Raw genomic sequence first — 15,404 nt, forward strand, 5'->3', positions numbered from 1 at the left:
AGGGGGGATCCGCCGTCTGCTGATCGCCAATCGTGGCGAGATCGCCGTGCGCATCCTGCGCGCCGCCAAGGCCCTGAACATCGAAACCGTACTGGCCTGCAGCGAGGCTGATCAGGATTCGCTGGCAGCTCGGCAGGCCGACGCCGTGGTGGTGATCGGCCCGGCGCGGGCGGATCGCAGTTACCTGAATATCGAGGCGCTGCTCGCTGCCCTGCGGGACAGTGGCGCCGATGCGGTCCATCCCGGCTACGGTTTTCTTGCCGAGAACGCTGCCTTCGCCGACGCGGTGGAGGAGGCGGGTGCCATCTTCGTCGGCCCTTCGGGCGACATCATCCGCCGCATGGGCGACAAGGCCGAGGCGCGACGGACCGCCTTGGCCGCTGGCGTCCCCGTGGTACCCGGTTCTGAAACCGAGCCGGTCGATATAGACGCCGCTGTGGTCGCCGCCGAGGCCGTGGGCTACCCCTTGCTGATCAAGGCTTCGGCAGGCGGAGGAGGCCGGGGCATCCGTCTGGCCCGGGATGCCAACGAGCTGGCCCGGGAATTTCCCATCGCCCAGCGCGAGGCCCAGAGCGCCTTTGGCAGCGGCGCCCTCTATCTGGAACGCTTCATCGAGCGTGCCCGCCATATAGAGGTACAGATCCTGGGTGATGGTCAGCGCGCGGTGCATCTGTTCGAACGCGAATGTTCACTGCAGCGCCGTCGCCAGAAACTCATGGAGGAGGCGCCGTCACCGGTTCTGACCGTCGTGCAACGCGAAACCCTCTGTGCCAGTGCGGTACGGCTGGCCGAAAGCCTTGGCTATCGCGGCGCAGGCACCCTGGAATACCTGTTCGATGAAGCCAGTGGCGAGTTCTACTTCATCGAGATGAACACCCGTATCCAGGTGGAGCACCCGATCAGCGAGATGGTCACCGGCATCGACCTGGTCCAGGCCATGCTGCGCATCGCCGCGGGCGAACCTCTGGCGCTGCGCCAGGAGGAAATCTACCTGCAGGGTGCCGCCATCGAGCTGAGACTCAACGCTGAGGACCCAGCGCGCAATTTCTTTCCCAGTCCCGGGACGGTCGAGCGTCTCCAGTGGCCGCGTGGCGCGGGCATCCGCGTCGATAGTCATCTGTATGCAGGGTACCGGGTACCACCGTACTACGATTCGCTGCTGGCCAAGCTAATCGCCCACGGCGCCGACCGTCGCGAGGCGCTGGCCCGCGCGCGTCAGGCGTTGGACGAACTACGCCTCACCGGCATGGCCACCACCGCAACCCTGCATCGACGCCTGTTGGACGAGCCCTGGGTGATTGAAGCCCGCTTCGATACCGGTACCCTGGAACACTGGCTGGCCGAGGAGATTCCCGCATGACGACCGATATCCGCTACAGCTTCGGCGGCGACGAGCACCTGTTCGTCGAAGTGTCCGAAAGCATGTCCCTGGAAGCCTTTTTCCGTGGCTTGGCCATGACCCGCGCGGTCCAGGAGCTGCAGCTGCCAGGCATCCACGACATCTGCCTGGCCAACGCCTCCTTTCAGATCCGTTTCGATCCCGATGTGCTGCCGCCCGACCAGCTATTGGCGGCGGTCCAGGGTGTGGAAGCCCTGGCGGTAGCCGAGCGCCAACTGGCCACCCGGCTGATCGAGATCCCGGTGCTCTACAACGATCCCTGGACCCACGAGACGCTGATGCGCTTTCGCGATCGCCACCAGGATCCGTCCGCCACGGACTTGGAATATGCGGCCCGCATCAACGGCCTGGCCGATGTCGAGGCCTTTATCGCGGCCCACAGCGGCGCGCCCTGGTTCGTGTCCATGGTGGGCTTCGTGGCCGGACTGCCGTTCATGTTCCAGATGGTGGAGCGCGAGCGCCAGCTGCAGGTACCCAAATACCTGCGGCCACGTACCGATACACCCAAGCAGACCCTCGGTCACGGCGGCTGCTTCGGCTGCATCTATTCGGTACGCGGCGCTGGTGGCTACCAGATGTTCGGCGTGACGCCGGCGCCCATCTACGATCCAGCCCAACGTCTCGACTATCTGCAGGAGCACATGGTGTTCTTCCGGCCCGGCGACATCGTCCGCTTCCGCGCCATCGACCGGGCCGAATACGACCGGATGCTGGCCGAGGTAGAGGAGGGTAGCTTCACCCTGAATATCCGTCCGGTGGACTTTTCCCTGGACGGCTTTCTCGACGATCCCCGTGGCTATCCGCGCACCCTGATGGAGGAGCCGGCATGATCAAGGTACTCAAACCCGGCCTGGCCACCGCGATCCAGGATCTCGGTCGCGAAGGCTACTATCACCTGGGCATCCCGCCGTCTGGTGCCATGGACAGCTATGCCTTGCGCGTCGCCAATCTGCTGGTGGGTAATGCCGCCAGCGCTGCGGCATTGGAATGCACCTTGCTCGGACCGGAGCTGCAATTCGCCGAAGATGCCTTGGTCGCCCTGAGCGGCGCGCGCATGACGCCACGCCTGGACGGCGCCGAGATGCCCTTGGATGAGGCTTTCACCGTGCGAGCGGGTCAGGTGCTCAAGTTCGATTATCTCAAGGCCGGCGCCCGTGGCTATCTGGCGGTGGCCGGAGGCTTCGACGTGCCCGAGATGCTGGGCAGTCGCTCGACCTATACCTTGGGTGGGCTCGGTGGCTTCCAGGGTAGACGTCTCGCCGCAGGAGACGAACTGACTGTCGGAACCCCGACGACAGGCGCCAAGCCTGGAGCCCGGTTGCCAGGCGATCTGGTGCCGGCTTGCGGTGGCGAGGTGATCCTGCGTGTCGTGCCGGGTCTCTACCATCACCGCCTGACCGCGGACGCGGCCGAAGCCTTTTTCGCCGATACCTGGACGGTAGGCTCCGAAGCCGACCGCATCGGTTATCGCTTCAAGGGCGGCCGACCGCTGGAATTCACGCCACGCGAGCAACCCTTTGGCGCCGGCTCGGATCCGTCCAATATCGTCGACAGCTGTTATCCCATTGGGTCGATCCAGGTACCGGCGGGCCTCGAACCCATCGTCCTGCACCGAGACGCCGTGTCGGGTGGCGGCTACGCCATGATTGGCACGGTCATCAGCAGTGACCTGGACCTGATCGGCCAGCTGCAGCCGAATCAGAAGGCACGCTTTGTCGCCGTAACGCTGGAAGATGCATTAGCGGCGCGTCGGGTTTATCAGGAACGTTTGCAGCGCCTGGAGCAGACCTTGGCAGGATGACTGGCGGCAAGCAGCCAGAACGCTCAGCGGTGAACTGAAAGATCCTGAAGACGCGGTCGGTAACCGGCACGTCTTCAGGATCGTCGCTGAGCGACCTTTAGTAGAAACGCTGAGCAACGATGCGTGCGGGTGACACTGGAAGCCGGCGGCAAATTGTTCTGCAGCTGTGTAGAGGTCCAGCGATTCTTCAGCGGCCTGACTAGCGAAGGCAACCTCGCAAGCCAAAGACGGTTTTGTTCGCACAGCGAAGATTCGTCACAAGCAGCAATCGCTGCAATGAAAACAAGCTGATCGACAACGTGAGGGTAGGGAAGCCAAAGCCGAGACTGGTCTGGCAGTAAGGGAGAAAGGCAGTGGCCTAATTGGATGCAAAGGGCAATGGCCAGCACCAGTCCATATCTAATTTAACATAATATACATTATGCGAAGTTGTGGTTATGGAGCGCTGCACCGAGTGTCTGCCTTTTCACGTTGGCTGAATTCTCCATTCCCTACGATCTGGCCATTTTGCCTGACATTGCGCCTCCAGGGATTCGGATCGCCGCTTGCCACACACCTGCACCGCAAATTCCGCAGCACTCGTTTGTGCAAGACGTCGTCGCCCGCTTTAATCGGATAGCGTCTTTTCGCCGGACCTCGTTTCGGTTGTCGCGCCTCTGCTGTGTCACCATGCGCGAACGTCCTGGGCTTCCAACAACTATTTCATCCCGAGGAGTTTTAAATGGCTTATCAAGCCGCATCCGATCGTTATGACCGTATTCCTTACCGCCGCGTCGGCCGCAGCGGTCTCGTGCTGCCGGCGCTGTCCCTGGGTCTGTGGCACAACTTTGGCGACACCACGCCGCTGGATCGCCAACGCGCCTTACTGCGCACCGCCTTCGACCTGGGCATCAATCACTTCGACCTGGCCAACAATTACGGTCCGCCTTACGGCAGCGCCGAGATCAATTTCGGTCGGCTGATGCGTGAAGACTTCGCCGCCTACCGCGACGAGCTCATCATCTCCAGCAAGGCCGGCTGGGACATGTGGCCCGGCCCCTATGGCCAAGGTGGCGGCTCGCGCAAATACGTCCTGGCCAGTCTGGACCAGAGCCTCAAGCGCCTGGGGCTGGATTACGTCGACATCTTCTATTCCCACCGATTCGATGAGCACACGCCGCTGGAGGAAACCGCCAGCGCCTTGGCCACGGCGGTCCAGCAAGGCAAGGCGCTCTATATCGGCATCAGCTCCTATTCGGGAACCAAGACCCGCGAAATGGCCAAGCTGCTGGCCGACTGGAAGATCCCGCTGCTGATTCATCAGCCGGCCTACAACCTGCTCAATCGCTGGATCGAAAAGGATTTGCTGGATGCGACCGAGGAAATCGGCAGTGGCGTAATCGCCTTCACGCCGCTGGCCCAGGGGCTGCTGACCGACAAGTACCTCAACGGCGTACCGGCGGAAGCCCGGGTCAACCAGCCCGGTGGCCAGTCACTGCAGCAAGGTCATCTGTCTGCGGAGAACCTGGCCCGGGTCCGTGCCCTGGATGCCATCGCCAAGCGCCGTGGCCAGAGCCTGGCGCAGCTGGCCCTGGCCTGGACCCTGCGCGATCCCCGCATTACCAGTGCCCTGATCGGTGCCAGTCGGCCTGAGCAGATCGTGGAAAACGTGGCGGCCTTGGACAACCTGGCCTTTACCGCCGAGGAACTGGCCGAAATCGATACCCATGCGGTCGAAGGCGACATCAACCTCTGGGCGAAGCCGTCCAGCGCGGAATAAGCCGCTATCTGGCGTACCTGGCCGTTCGACGATCAGGTACGCCAGCGTCCAGCTTGAGACGCAACCACCCTCACCCGCCCTCGCCCATTCGGCTCATGGCTGGCGTCTGGTCCCGACCAGTGCCCGTCGATACTGACTCGGCGTCTGTCCCATCTCGTTCCGGAAATGCCGGTTGAAGTTGGACAGATTGGCGTAACCCACCTCGAAGCAGATGGTTGCGATGGACAGCTCCGCCTGTAGCAGCAAACGACAGGCCCGCTGAATACGCAGCTTGCGCGCCAGTTCGATGAAACCGTGGCCCGTGACTTTCTTGAAAAACCGCGAAAAGCCTGCCTCGCTCATGCCAACGCGCTTGGCGATCACCGGCAGCCGGATATCCTCGGTGAGTTCGCTCAGCAGATAGTCGAACGCCTGATGGACACGTGCGGAACTGCGGGCATCCAGGGCCGGTGCATAACAGGCACTCGCCAAGACCGACATCTCGCTGGCCGGCGCCTTGACCAGCAAGCCAAGCAAGGCGAAGAGCTTGAGCAGCCGTGCGGCGCCCTGTACCTGGCCGATCCCCTCGATCAGTTCGGCGGCCTGCCGGGCCGTATCACCGCTGAATTCCAGGCCGCGTCTGGCCTGTTCCAGCAAAGGTAGATAGTCACCAAGCTCGGGAGCCAAGGCGCTTAGCGAGCGCAACAGCTCGCCGTTGAACTGGATGACCACGTCACGACCGGTCAATACCTCACCGGGCGGCAGATCACCAATCCAATCGTGCGGCAGGTCAGGACCGATCATGGCCACGTGGCCGGCCGCGAACGGCCCGACATAGTCGCCGGCCAGTAGCCGTCCGCTACCCTGGCGGATCAGATGGATCTCGTATTCCGGATGGTGATTCCAGCGCGCCAAGGCATAGGGATAATCGTGCTCGTACCAGCGAAAGCTCTGGTCGGGCGCGGACAGGATCACTTCCAGCTCTGCCGGCCGCGCTTCGAGGAAGGCGGAAGCCTTCATGGTGCCACCTCTGCTTGTTATGGGCCGTTCTACCCTGCCTGAGCCTATCGATGCTTTTTTGATCTGCGACACCTAGGCACTGCCGGTCAAAAAAGTATCGGCACCCGGTCAATGGCCAGTTAGCAAGGGCTTGGGTGCTGCTGTTGTAATCATCTCCAGCCGCCAGGTTGAAATCAAATTTCCATCGGCGACCCACGATGCATAACAACAACAAGCTGCCGTTGCGGCAGTCACGGAGCGAAAACGATGAAGCGCCCCTGCGCATTGCTGCTGTTGGCCGGTCTCGGATTGACCGGTGTCGCTCAGGCTGTCGAATCCGTCACCGTTGCCACCGTCAACAACAGCGACATGGTGCGTATGCAGCGTCTGTCCCAGGTATTCGAAAAGCAGCATCCCGACATCAAGCTCAATTGGGTAGTGCTCGAAGAGAACGTGCTGCGGCAGCGGCTGACGACCGATATCACCACCGGCGGCGGCCAGTTCGATGTGCTGACCATCGGCACCTACGAAACACCGCTGTGGGGCGCCAAGAACTGGCTGGAGCCGCTCGACAACCTACCGGCCAGCTACGACGTCGAGGACATCTTCCCCGCAGTTCGTCAGGGTCTGTCGGTGAACGACCACCTCTATGCCCTGCCATTCTATGGCGAAAGCACGGTTACCTATTACCGCAAGGATCTGTTCAAGGCGGCTGGGCTGCAGATGCCGGACAAGCCGACCTGGTCGCAACTCGCCGACTTCGCCAGCAAGCTCAACCAGCCAGACAAGGACCAGTACGGACTCTGCCTGAGAGGCAAGGCCGGCTGGGGTGAGAATGTCGCCCTGCTCAGCCTGATGGGTAACGCCTTCGGTGCGCGCTGGTTCGACGAGCAATGGCACCCTGAGCTGACCAGTCCGGAATGGATCGCGGCGGCCAATTTCTATGTCGACAACATGAAGAAGTACGGCCCACCCGGGGCGTCCAGTAATGGCTTCAATGAAAACCTGGCGCTGTTCAACAGCGGCAAGTGCGCCCTCTGGGTGGATGCGAGCGTGGCCGGCTCCTTCACCACCGACAAGACCCAGAGCAAGGTAGCCGACCAGGTCGGCTTCGCCGCCTCGCCCCAGGAGGTGACAGACAAGGGATCTTCCTGGCTGTATGCCTGGTCGCTGGCGATTCCTGCCAGTGCCAAGCACAAGGAGGCTGCCAAGACCTTCATCACCTGGGCGACCTCCAAGGAATACATCCAACTGGTGGCCGATCAGGATGGCATCACCAATGTGCCGCCGGGCACTCGGCAGTCCACCTACAGCCAGGCTTACCTGACCGCTGCGCCCTTCGCCAAGATCACCCTGGACATGATGCAGCACGCGGATCCGGCCCATCCCTCGGCCAAGCCGGTGCCCTATGTCGGCATCCAGTACGTGACCATCCCCGAATTCCAGGCTATCGGCACCTCGGTCGGCAAGCTGTTCTCCGCGGCCCTCACCGGCCAGATGAGCGTCGAACAGGCCCTCAATGCCGCCCAGACTTCGACGACACGCGAGATGAAACGCGCGGGCTACTTCAAGTAACGCCCCCTTACCCAAGAGGCCGCCGCCCGCTGCACTAATGACTCGCGCGGCCGGCTTCGCTGATCGGAGCAAGATCATGAACAGACTGGAAGGAAAGAGCGCCCTCATCACCGGGGCCGCCCGCGGAATCGGCAAAGCCTTCGCCCAGGCCTACCTCAGGGAAGGCGCGACGGTAGCCATCGCTGATATCAATATCGAAAGAGCACGCGAGACCGCCGAAGAGCTGGGCGAAGGTGCCTATGCCCTGGCCATGGATGTCACTGACCAGGCCTCAATCGATACCGCCATCACCCAGGTGGTCGCCACTGTGGGCAAGCTCGACATCCTGGTCAACAACGCTGCCCTGTTCGATCTGGCCCCCATCGTCGAGATCTCCCGGGAAAGCTATGACCGGCTGTTCTCCATCAACGTGGCTGGTCCTCTCTTCACCCTGCAGGCCGCGGCCCGCCAGATGATCGCCCAGGGCCACGGTGGCAAGATCATCAACATGGCCAGCCAGGCGGGCCGCCGCGGCGAACCCCTGGTCGCCATCTATTGCGCGACCAAGGCCGCGGTGATCAGCCTTACCCAATCGGCTGGGCTCGATCTCATCAAGCACCGCATCAACGTCAATGCCATCGCTCCAGGGGTGGTCGATGGCGAACATTGGGAAGGCGTAGACGCCCTTTTCGCCCATTACGAACAGCGTCCGCTGGGCGAGAAGAAACGTCTGGTCGGCGAAGCCGTACCCTATGGCCGCATGGGAACCGCGGAAGACCTGGTCGGCATGGCGGTGTTCCTGGCCTCCAGCGACAGCGACTTCGTAGTCTCCCAGACCTATAACGTCGACGGTGGCAACTGGATGAGCTGATCGCCATGCGGTCAGCTCAGGTCGTGCAGTTCCTTGACGATCGCTGGCCCGATCTGGAGGTCGGCAAAGCTGACCTCCAGACCTTCACGCTGCGGCGAGCAGCAATAGGGGCCGACTTCCAGGGCCGCGGCCTCTCCGCTCGCGAACCGGCACAGCCGTAACAGCGGCCAGGCCACCCCGTCCAGGGAATACTGGATGCGCAGCACTTGCTCATGCAGCGTCATCCGCAGCCAGAAACCCCGGACGGCATCGGGCATCGGACCGAGCGCCCAGTCGGAATGCCCCAAGGTCAGGACGCTACCCAGATGGGCGATACCATCGTTGATCTCGAGCCCCGTCTTGCACCAATGCTCGCTCCCCTGCCTTACCATCAGGCCAGCCTGATCGTACAGCTCGGTAAAGGTCCCGGTGATCCGTACCTGTGCCGTGAAATCCTCACCGGCCGTGAAGCCGCGGAAATGCCCACTGTCACGCTCGAAGCCGTATTGGGTCTTCTGCCAGAAGTCGGTCCCGCTATCGGTTCTGATGTGCAGCACGCCGTCCGTGTCGGACCAGTGCATCGGCTCGTTGAGCCATTGGGCAGGCAGGGTCTTCGTTGGGCTCATGGAGAGGCATCCGCAGCTGATGGGCTGCGAACACGATAGATCAAGGATGGGCGATGCGCCAAAGCCGGTCCCAAATGGGTGACGCTACAAGGTCAGCAACTGATGAGGATAGAGCTTGGTGACCATCATAAGCAGGATGATGAACATCCCCAGAAAGCCGGCTATACCCATCCAGAACCACCAGGCATAAGCTCGCTGGAAATCGGCGCCCAGCAATTCACCACGCTCGGTAGCCTGCCGGGCCAGCTTCAACATTCGGCCCTGCAACCAGAGCACCGGTAACCAGAGAGCTCCTACCGCGAAAAACAACACGAGCGAGGTGAATACCCAGCTGGCGAATGGTGACAACCCCATCAGGGTAACCAGCGCAATCCCTGTGCCCAGCTGCAGGAAGCCAGCCGGCGTGGTGATCCAGGTATCGAAGAACACCACCATACGCGCGACATGGGTGATGACCTGCGGTGTGCGGCTGCGTGTGGCCGCGATCAAATAGAGATAGGAACCCATGCCGAAGCCAAATAAAAACACCGCGGCCAGGATATGCAGGTACTTCAACAACAGGTAGGTCATCGCGACCACTCCGTGATCGTGATGAATGAAGGCCCTATCGCCTCAAGGTATTCTTGCAGGCCTATTTCTCCCACACAGACCCGAGCCCCTGATGTGGGCTGGTAGCCTGCGGCCATCTTGCGAGCCAGAGCAATGGCTGCACAGCATGGAATTTCGGGTCCCTTGTTGTGGGTGGCCAGCAATTCCCAACGGTAACTCGCCGGCTGATTGCCAAGCAAACCGCCCAATTCCAGAAAGAAGGCGCTCTTGCCAGTGCCGAACGTTTCGAACCGTTGCCCAAGGCGGTGCAACTGACCGGCCATCTCCCTCGGTCTGCTTACCAGGCCGCTCCGAACGGCCCGTGCCAACAGGTGGTTGGCCAGCGTACCCAGTGCCAGACCGGGACCAGCTTTGAAGCGGATGTCCCGCAGACCATAACGTTCCGGGAAGACTGCCATGTCGGGTACATCCACATCCGCCACGAGGCGTCGACCTCGAATACCCCTTATAGGTACCCATTCCAGACCATACCAGCCTGGTACTTGCTCCAATCGTCCATTTCGCTGCTGCGGAATGGGACTCCCAGCGTAGCTGAGCACACCCTGGACCGTGGAAAGCCCAGGCATTTTGGCTGATGAGGTGATGCCGTAGCACAGCTCCTCCGGCCGAAAATCGCCAGCTGTTCCGGCCAGGTAGGCATCGATGACGGCTGCAGACAATGTAGGTACGGAACTGCAACCGCTAAGAATCGCTACCCCTCGGGCACGAGCGGCCTCATCGAGCTGGGTAATACCCGCGACGAATTCACGAGCGTCGGACAGATCGCAATAGTGTGCACCCTCTTTGATACAAGCCCTGGCGACCGCATAGTTCTGCCCCTGGAAAGGCCCCGCTGTATGAATGACAAGACCTATCTGAAAGGTTCGTAAGGCTTCAGCGAAGTTGGGGCTCAACGCATCACCCTGCCAGAATCTGGTGCCAAGCTCCTGAGCCAATACAGCTACCTGCGCCGCGCGCCCTGCCAGCGTGAGTTCGATTCCGTCCACTCGCGCCAGGCGACGGCTGATGATGGAACCGAAATTCCCATACGCGCCGACTACCATCACCTTCAGACTCACCAGAAGCCGTCCTCTCTCGATTCAAGATCTGCCACCAGCGGCCTGGCGACACCCTTTCTGGAGCATAGGTCAACAAGGTACGGAGTGTCGGATAAGGTCCGGTAGCAAGGCGCGACATTGGTCCTTGACCAGGGAACTGTTCTGAAAGGCGCAACGTGGATTTCGCCATAGGAGTCATAGCCGACTGGTTGCGGTGCGCTGTAAGCACCACTGAAATCGGCGCGAAGCTTTCTTGCAGGCATGAAAAAAGGGAGCCCTAGGGCTCCCTCATCCAAGTACGTCTGCTGTCCTCTTGTTTTTGTTGTCGGACGTCAACGTCATCGATCTTTAGTACGCCCCACCAGAGGTGGGAAGTGAACAGATTACTTTGGTCGCTCTGGAGCGTTCCAAAATGATCGGTTCGCGAGCCTTGGCCATCTTGTTTTTGTTGTGGGCTGTTAGCGGCGCATCTTGTTGTTCTTGTGCCAATAATAAAGCAGGCACTGTGCCAACATTTTTAAGTTGCTGAATTTACTGATTTTTATCAATTCAGCTCCAAAACGAAGCTAGCCCGGCCATAGGATTTCGTTACCTTTTCACTCGGAAATGAAGGATCTGGTTACGACATCCACCCGCCCGGTAACGCCATCGGTTTCCGGAATGGTCAGCGACTGTAGGTCGATCGCTTGAGCGTGGCTTCATTGTTGCGCTGGGCCACTGGCCGCTCCGGATTGTCGGTCGGCAGGTACAACAGTCGTGTAGCCAGCACTTCGCGACGCGGCTTGATGTCGGGTCGCAGCGCCCCGCGCTGGGTGCGGTCGAAGTCCCGCAGATCGACGACCTGCATGCCATCCTGGGCCGGTACCACGAAGACCGGCAGGTTGGCGTGGATCATGGCGTCGTAACGGCTTTCCTCGCCGAACCAGAGCATCGCCCGAGGATGCGGGGCGATTTTCTTGTGCCGAACCAGGATGTCGTCGTCGGCCATGCGATTGAGCGCCTGGTGTTCCTGCCATTCCGGAGTGCGATCCAGGGCGATCCGCTCACGGTCGGCACGTGCCATGGCCAGGGTCTTTAGCTGCTCCCGTACCTTGGCTACCTTCACCCGCTCTCCTCCCGCCGTATGTCCGGCCCAGGTAAAGGTCAGCTGCCGCACCGGGTCGGGAAAGCCATGCACCTTGCGGATCAGCTGCTTGGTATTGAAAGCGCCACCCAAGGCCTTGCGCATGATTCGCGGCCGCGCTTCAGGAGCCAGTTCCAGTTCCAGGCGTGTCTGCTCGATCGCCTCGCTAAAGGCAGCCTTGCAGGTGTTGATGGCCAGGATCTCTTCCATCAAGGGCTCGGCCAAGGCGATATAACCTGGCAGACGACTGACGGTACCCGGCGCCTGCCCCGGTTGCAGATGGAACGCCAGCAAGGCATCGCGGGTGAGTTCCACGGCGGCGGCGCCCTCGAAAGACTCCGCCGCGATGTGGTCAGGCACACGCTGCTGCGCCAGCAAGGGCAATCGCCACGCCCGCGCGGCTATCACTTTACTGGGCCACCGCTCATTGAAGGTCTCGATACTTCGCTTGAGATCTTCGAACGCGCTCTTGATGTCTTCGTGCATAACCGACTCCAACCTGATAACTACCAGATTGTAGCATTTGCGCGAATTTACCCTCTTCCTTGATTACCCTGCGTAGGGGTTTCGATAATTAAATTGCCTATATAGGGGTGGTATTACTTAGCACGGGATGGAGCTGCTGGGTGAATTGGGAGCGTCCATCCTGATCACGCAAGGTGACGGTCAGAACAGCGGATTCGCCCTCGATCTCCACTTCGCCAAAGAACTGAAAGCCTCCCAGGGGGGATGTATTGGCCTGAGGCGGCGCTTTCTGGAAAACAATCTCGGGGCCGAAGGTGGCATCCAGTGGATTGGGGCCGAAGCTACCCGCATTGAGCGGTCCTGCCACGAATTCCCAGAAAGGCTCGAATTCCTGGAAGGCAGCCCGGTTGGGGTGATAGTGGTGAGCGGCGCAGTAATGCACGTCCGCGGTCAGCCAGACGGTATTGCGGATCTTCTGGCGAGAGATGAAGCGGAGCAAGTCGGCCATTTCCAGCTCCCGCCCCTTGGGTGCACCAGGATCGCCATTGGCGATGGCTTCCCAGCGTGCCTGACCCTGCGCATCCTTGCCGTCCGGGACCTGCAGGCCGATGGGCATATCGGCGGCGATGATTTTCCAGGTCGCGGTGGACCCTTGCAGCCCCTTCTTGAGCCACTCCAGTTGCTCAGCCCCTAGGAAAGCACCAGGACCGCCCTCCTCGCTGCCCAGGTTGCTGTCATTACCCGCGCGATAGCTGCGCATATCCAGGACGAACACGTCCAAGAGCGGGCCGTAAGCGATCTTGCGGTAGATGCGCCCTGCCCCGTTGGCCGACACGCCACGCATGGGCGCGTACTCCAGAAACGCCTGACGTGCCCGACCGCTCAGGACCTTGATGTCCTTGACCTGGTAGCGATCGTCCAGCGTCTTGCTTGGCGACCAGTTGTTGGTGGTCTCGTGATCGTCCCATTGCCACACCTGCGGGACTTCGGCATTGAATCGCTTCAGATGGGTATCCATCAGGTTATAGCGATAGTTGCCGCGGAATTCGTCCAGCGTTTCCGCCACCTTGCTTTTGGCTTCGGTAGTGATATTGCGCCAGATGCGCCCTTCTTCAACCGTTAGCTGTGCTGGTACGGGGCCGTCCGCATAGATGGTGTCGCCACTGTGCAGGAAGAAATCCGGATGCCGCTCGCGCATGGCGCTATAGATGCGCATGCCGCCGATGTCGGGGTTGATGCCAAAGCCCTGCCCCACGGTGTCGCCACCCCAGACGAAACGAATATCGCGGCGCTGAGTGGGTGCCGAACGTAGGTGGCCGGCAACGGGCTCGCTGAGGGCACCGGTATCCAGATCCTCGAAGCGGACGCGGTAGAAGATCTGCTGATCAGCCGGCAACCCCGCCAGATCGACGCGGGCGGTGTAGTCCTGGGCTGCCGTGGTGACCGGCCCCGCCGCTTTGTGCGCCGAGCGAAAGCTCGCCTGGGTATCCCACTCAACCAGCAGCCGTGCCGGCCGATCCGTGCGACTCCATATGAGGGCACGGCCGTCCATGACATCTCCGGCCTGAATCCCATCGGTTATGGCCGGTCGCCCTGCAGGCGCTGCCCAGGTACGAGCCCCGAAGGCAGGTAGCAATAACGTAGCGCCCAGCCCCTGCAGGACACGACGACGATCAGGACGAACAAGAGACATGGCAGCAACCTCTGGTGGAAAGCTGCTAGCACTACCCTGCCTTGATTACTTGTTCGTGACAGAGGAGGTTCAGAGATAACAGGTGCCTACACTATAGGGGTGGTATTAAGATCAGATGCTTGGGGTTGCATGCCCTGAAATGGCATCATGGCGCCCCTGTTGCGGCCCGCCGCCATGGCTGTCGCGAAGTTGCTTGGAGCCCCCATGTCCGCCAGACCCTACATCGTTGTCACCCCTACCAAATCCGCGCTGCACGGACGAATCGCCCCTCCCGGCTCCAAGTCCATCACCAACCGGGCGCTCTTGCTGGCGGCCTTGGCCAAGGGCACCAGCCGCCTGACCGGCGCGCTCAAGAGCGACGATACCCGGCACATGTCCGAGGCGTTGCGATTGATGGGGGTGACCATCGATGAACCGGACGCCACCACCTTCGTGGTGACCAGTAGCGGGCGCCTGCAGCAGCCGACGCAACCCCTGTTCCTGGGTAATGCAGGCACCGCGGTCCGCTTCCTGACCGCGGCGGTCGCCACCATTGATGGCACCGTCACCCTGACGGGCGACGCCTACATGCAGAAGCGCCCTCTCGCGCCCCTGCTGGACACCTTGAGTGCCAACGGCATCCAGGTGGCAGCCCCGACGGGCTGCCCTCCCGTGACGGTCACTGGCCAGCGGCGTCTCACGGCGCGCCGCTTCGAGGTGGATGCCGGCCTCTCCAGCCAATACGTCTCCGCGCTACTGATGCTGGCAGCGCTGGGTGAAGCGCCCGTGGAGGTTGCCCTGCGCGGCAGCGATATCGGCGCCCGTGGCTACATCGATCTTACCGTGGCGGCCATGCACGCCTTTGGTGCCGAGGTCGAGCAACTGGACGCCGCGACCTGGCAGGTGGCACCGACCGGCTACGTTGCACGGGACTATTTCATCGAGCCGGACGCCTCTGCCGCTACCTATCTATGGGCCGCACAGGCCTTGACCGGTGGCACCATCGACCTGGGCGTGGCCGACGCTGCCTTTACCCAGCCAGACGCCAAGGCCCGCGAGTACATCGCGGCCTTCCCGCGGCTGCCAGCGGTCATCGACGGTTCGCAGATGCAGGACGCCATCCCTACCCTGGCAGTGCTAGCAGCTTTCAACGAAACCCCGGTGCGTTTCGTGGGCCTGGCCAACCTGCGCGTCAAGGAGTGCGATCGCGTGGCCGCGCTGCACGATGGCCTGAACGCCATCCGTCCCGGTCTCGCCCAGGTGGAAGGTGATGACTTGCTGGTAGCCGCGGATCCCGCCTTGGCCGGCAGCCAGGTCGCGGCCGTGATCGAAACCCACGCCGACCACCGCATCGCCATGTGCTTCGCCCTGGCCGGACTCAAGGTGGCGGGCATTCGTATTCTGGATCCCGAATGCGTGGGCAAGACCTATCCTGAGTACTGGAATGCCCTACGCAGTCTGAACGTCCAGCTGAGCGAGGGTATCGAAGCCTAATAACCCGCATTGCGCGCTCGCTGAACGGAACCCCAGC

At 61.6% G+C, this 15,404-nt stretch carries 13 protein-coding genes; 7 read left to right on the plus strand and 6 right to left on the minus strand.

All coding sequences use genetic code 11. The annotated features are described in order from the left end of the window. Window positions 1-7: 7 nt before the first annotated feature. From ACWPW1_RS11515 to mgrA, 4 genes are all read left to right on the plus strand, one after another. A complete protein-coding gene (locus ACWPW1_RS11515) occupies window positions 8-1,360 on the plus strand; it encodes an acetyl-CoA carboxylase biotin carboxylase subunit (protein WP_454253915.1) in 1,353 nt (450 codons plus the stop codon). Then, on the plus strand, window positions 1,357-2,229 hold the full coding sequence (locus tag ACWPW1_RS11520; RefSeq protein ID WP_313648169.1) for a 5-oxoprolinase subunit B family protein: 873 nt from the start codon (window positions 1,357-1,359) through the stop codon (window positions 2,227-2,229). Before ACWPW1_RS11515 ends, ACWPW1_RS11520 begins: the two co-directional genes overlap by 4 nt. After that, entirely contained in the window at window positions 2,226-3,200 is a 975-nt protein-coding gene (locus ACWPW1_RS11525; protein WP_454252968.1) for a 5-oxoprolinase subunit C family protein, read from the plus strand. Before ACWPW1_RS11520 ends, ACWPW1_RS11525 begins: the two co-directional genes overlap by 4 nt. Window positions 3,201-3,921: 721 nt before the next feature. Next, window positions 3,922-4,959 (plus strand): L-glyceraldehyde 3-phosphate reductase, encoded by a 1,038-nt coding sequence (gene mgrA, locus ACWPW1_RS11530; protein WP_271654822.1) that lies wholly within the window; start codon window positions 3,922-3,924, stop codon window positions 4,957-4,959. A gap of 93 nt (window positions 4,960-5,052) precedes the next feature. On the opposite strand, the gene ACWPW1_RS11535 is transcribed toward mgrA, so the two are convergent. Then, window positions 5,053-5,958, minus strand: coding sequence for an AraC family transcriptional regulator (locus ACWPW1_RS11535; protein ID WP_454252969.1), 906 nt, complete (start codon window positions 5,956-5,958; stop codon window positions 5,053-5,055). A gap of 246 nt (window positions 5,959-6,204) precedes the next feature. Between ACWPW1_RS11535 and ACWPW1_RS11540 the strand changes: the two genes are divergently transcribed. Next, window positions 6,205-7,512 (plus strand): ABC transporter substrate-binding protein, encoded by a 1,308-nt coding sequence (locus ACWPW1_RS11540; protein WP_454252970.1) that lies wholly within the window; start codon window positions 6,205-6,207, stop codon window positions 7,510-7,512. A 76-nt stretch (window positions 7,513-7,588) separates the two neighbouring features. After that, a complete protein-coding gene (locus tag ACWPW1_RS11545) occupies window positions 7,589-8,362 on the plus strand; it encodes an L-iditol 2-dehydrogenase (RefSeq protein WP_313648345.1) in 774 nt (257 codons plus the stop codon). 11 nt (window positions 8,363-8,373) lie between these two features. Here the strand turns inward: ACWPW1_RS11545 and ACWPW1_RS11550 are convergent, their stop codons facing one another. From ACWPW1_RS11550 to ACWPW1_RS11570, 5 genes are all read right to left on the minus strand, one after another. Next, window positions 8,374-8,967, minus strand: coding sequence for a DUF1349 domain-containing protein (locus tag ACWPW1_RS11550; RefSeq protein ID WP_454252971.1), 594 nt, complete (start codon window positions 8,965-8,967; stop codon window positions 8,374-8,376). Between the two features lie 84 nt (window positions 8,968-9,051). Further along, on the minus strand, window positions 9,052-9,537 hold the full coding sequence (locus ACWPW1_RS11555; protein WP_454252972.1) for a DUF2269 family protein: 486 nt from the start codon (window positions 9,535-9,537) through the stop codon (window positions 9,052-9,054). Next, window positions 9,534-10,634, minus strand: a complete 1,101-nt coding sequence (locus ACWPW1_RS11560; protein ID WP_454252973.1) for a saccharopine dehydrogenase family protein — start codon at window positions 10,632-10,634, stop codon at window positions 9,534-9,536. Before ACWPW1_RS11560 ends, ACWPW1_RS11555 begins: the two co-directional genes overlap by 4 nt. Window positions 10,635-11,277: 643 nt before the next feature. Then, window positions 11,278-12,222, minus strand: coding sequence for a DNA replication terminus site-binding protein (locus ACWPW1_RS11565; RefSeq protein ID WP_454252974.1), 945 nt, complete (start codon window positions 12,220-12,222; stop codon window positions 11,278-11,280). A 97-nt stretch (window positions 12,223-12,319) separates the two neighbouring features. Continuing rightward, a complete protein-coding gene (locus tag ACWPW1_RS11570) occupies window positions 12,320-13,894 on the minus strand; it encodes an alkaline phosphatase D family protein (RefSeq protein WP_454252975.1) in 1,575 nt (524 codons plus the stop codon). 204 nt (window positions 13,895-14,098) lie between these two features. Between ACWPW1_RS11570 and aroA the strand changes: the two genes are divergently transcribed. Beyond that, window positions 14,099-15,367: a 3-phosphoshikimate 1-carboxyvinyltransferase gene (aroA, locus tag ACWPW1_RS11575; protein ID WP_059314864.1), complete on the plus strand. Its 1,269-nt coding sequence runs from the start codon at window positions 14,099-14,101 to the stop codon at window positions 15,365-15,367. Window positions 15,368-15,404 lie beyond the last annotated feature (37 nt).

The sequence above is a fragment of the Pseudomonas sp. Marseille-Q7302 genome, assembly GCF_965111925.1.

What these genes read in the sequence shown, in the direction of transcription:
- ACWPW1_RS11545 (WP_313648345.1), top strand. Translation starts at nt 7,589, where the DNA reads ATGAACAGACTGGAAGGAAAGAGCGCCCTCATCACCGGGGCCGCCCGC.
- ACWPW1_RS11570 (WP_454252975.1), bottom strand. Translation starts at nt 13,894, where the DNA reads ATGTCTCTTGTTCGTCCTGATCGTCGTCGTGTCCTGCAGGGGCTGGGC.
- mgrA (WP_271654822.1), top strand. Translation starts at nt 3,922, where the DNA reads ATGGCTTATCAAGCCGCATCCGATCGTTATGACCGTATTCCTTACCGC.
- ACWPW1_RS11555 (WP_454252972.1), bottom strand. Translation starts at nt 9,537, where the DNA reads ATGACCTACCTGTTGTTGAAGTACCTGCATATCCTGGCCGCGGTGTTT.
- ACWPW1_RS11550 (WP_454252971.1), bottom strand. Translation starts at nt 8,967, where the DNA reads ATGAGCCCAACGAAGACCCTGCCTGCCCAATGGCTCAACGAGCCGATG.
- ACWPW1_RS11540 (WP_454252970.1), top strand. Translation starts at nt 6,205, where the DNA reads ATGAAGCGCCCCTGCGCATTGCTGCTGTTGGCCGGTCTCGGATTGACC.
- ACWPW1_RS11535 (WP_454252969.1), bottom strand. Translation starts at nt 5,958, where the DNA reads ATGAAGGCTTCCGCCTTCCTCGAAGCGCGGCCGGCAGAGCTGGAAGTG.
- ACWPW1_RS11520 (WP_313648169.1), top strand. Translation starts at nt 1,357, where the DNA reads ATGACGACCGATATCCGCTACAGCTTCGGCGGCGACGAGCACCTGTTC.
- ACWPW1_RS11525 (WP_454252968.1), top strand. Translation starts at nt 2,226, where the DNA reads ATGATCAAGGTACTCAAACCCGGCCTGGCCACCGCGATCCAGGATCTC.
- ACWPW1_RS11565 (WP_454252974.1), bottom strand. Translation starts at nt 12,222, where the DNA reads ATGCACGAAGACATCAAGAGCGCGTTCGAAGATCTCAAGCGAAGTATC.
- aroA (WP_059314864.1), top strand. Translation starts at nt 14,099, where the DNA reads ATGTCCGCCAGACCCTACATCGTTGTCACCCCTACCAAATCCGCGCTG.